The following is a 1,352-nucleotide window of genomic DNA, read 5'->3' on the forward strand; positions in this document are numbered from 1 at the left end:
TAAAAAGTACTTGATTTGAACGAAAATTAAAATAGGGCAGGGATAGGGAAAAATAAAAGCACAACATATTCATAACTTGATAACAAGATAACTCGATAACTCCATAACAGTTTTACAAATCCGTAAGCATAAACCTGATGACTGCCTGGTAGTTGCCTGCTTGAACGAGGGAAAAGTTGTCTTTTTGTTCTAGGGTATAGGTGAGTCGGACCCCATTGGCACCATCCCCGGTATAGACGCTTTTAATGTCTTTTACCAAGGTCACTTCTACTCCGGCGGCATTGCTGCTGCCTAGTGCCACTCCCCCTGGGGTAACGTTACCGCCCGAAGTTTCGCTGCCGCCCCCTTGTACTATCCTAGGCGTTTCGGCCGTAACCCTTAAATCGAGTCCCGCCGGAAAGGAGCTTTCTGGCTCTAGTTGAACCGTAATTTCTCGAGATGGCTGGTAGCCATTGGCTTCGTCGCCTACCACACTGGTATAGTTAAGCCATATATCGCCATAGCTGACATTGGTTAGGTTGTATTGTCCGGCTTCGGTATTGTTGTCGTTGCTTACATTTAGGTTCACCACATCGACATTGCTGCCTGTTTGTCCGTTATAAATATCGAGCAGGGCAATTTCTGGAATGGTGATGTTTATATTGTGAGAAGCGGAAGAACGATCGTTCTGTGCGCTTAGAAAAGGCAAGTAAGAAACTAAAAATATTATGAAGATTGACTTTTTCATCGTTGTGGTTTTTGGGGCTTCTAATAGCTGTTTTGCGTCATAAAATCCTGTGCAGCTATTTTGGCGAAGCCTAGTAAAGCTATAAAAAAATCGAATACCATCGACAAAAGGACATTTTTATTCGATGAAATGCATTATTTGGGTAAAACTAGAGGTTTTTTAGAAGCTGGTTTTGATGATTTTTGGTAGGCTTGGTCTTCTTTAGTACGTTTATTTTGTCCTGTTTTTTGATTCTATACCGTAAAAAACAGGGGGATTGTTAGCAAAATTATGACTGTTTGAAGGGGTTGCTTGTTTTTTTGATGGGGGAGGGGGATTTGATAATGTACCAATTGGTTAATGTAACAATTAATTAATGTACCAATGAAAAAATTTGGGGATTGTCTTAGTTGAGGGGCATTTGGGTTTTTAATGATCTGGGTGGGATTGTAGACACATAGTTCTTTTCTTATTTTAAAGAATAGTTCTAGCAAGCCTAAGCATTCCGTCTGTTCATTTTTTCCATTGATGAAAAAACGAACCAAAAAAATCTAGGCTGATTTTAATGTTCTAAAAATCTACGCACTTTGCACGCCGCACCGCCCAGGCCGCTTTCACTAAGGTGAAATGCTCTTTGGACGGCTTC

At 40.8% G+C, this 1,352-nt stretch carries 1 protein-coding gene; it reads right to left on the reverse strand.

All coding sequences use genetic code 11. From position 1 onward, the window contains the following. Positions 1-112 precede the first annotated feature (112 nt). Positions 113-727: a hypothetical protein gene (locus BUA16_RS18140; protein WP_072766114.1), complete on the reverse strand. Its 615-nt coding sequence runs from the start codon at positions 725-727 to the stop codon at positions 113-115. Between the last annotated feature and the right edge of the window lie 625 nt (positions 728-1,352).

Source organism: Arenibacter nanhaiticus, from assembly GCF_900141935.1.
In the GTDB taxonomy this organism is placed as follows: Bacteria; Bacteroidota; Bacteroidia; order Flavobacteriales; family Flavobacteriaceae; genus Arenibacter; species Arenibacter nanhaiticus.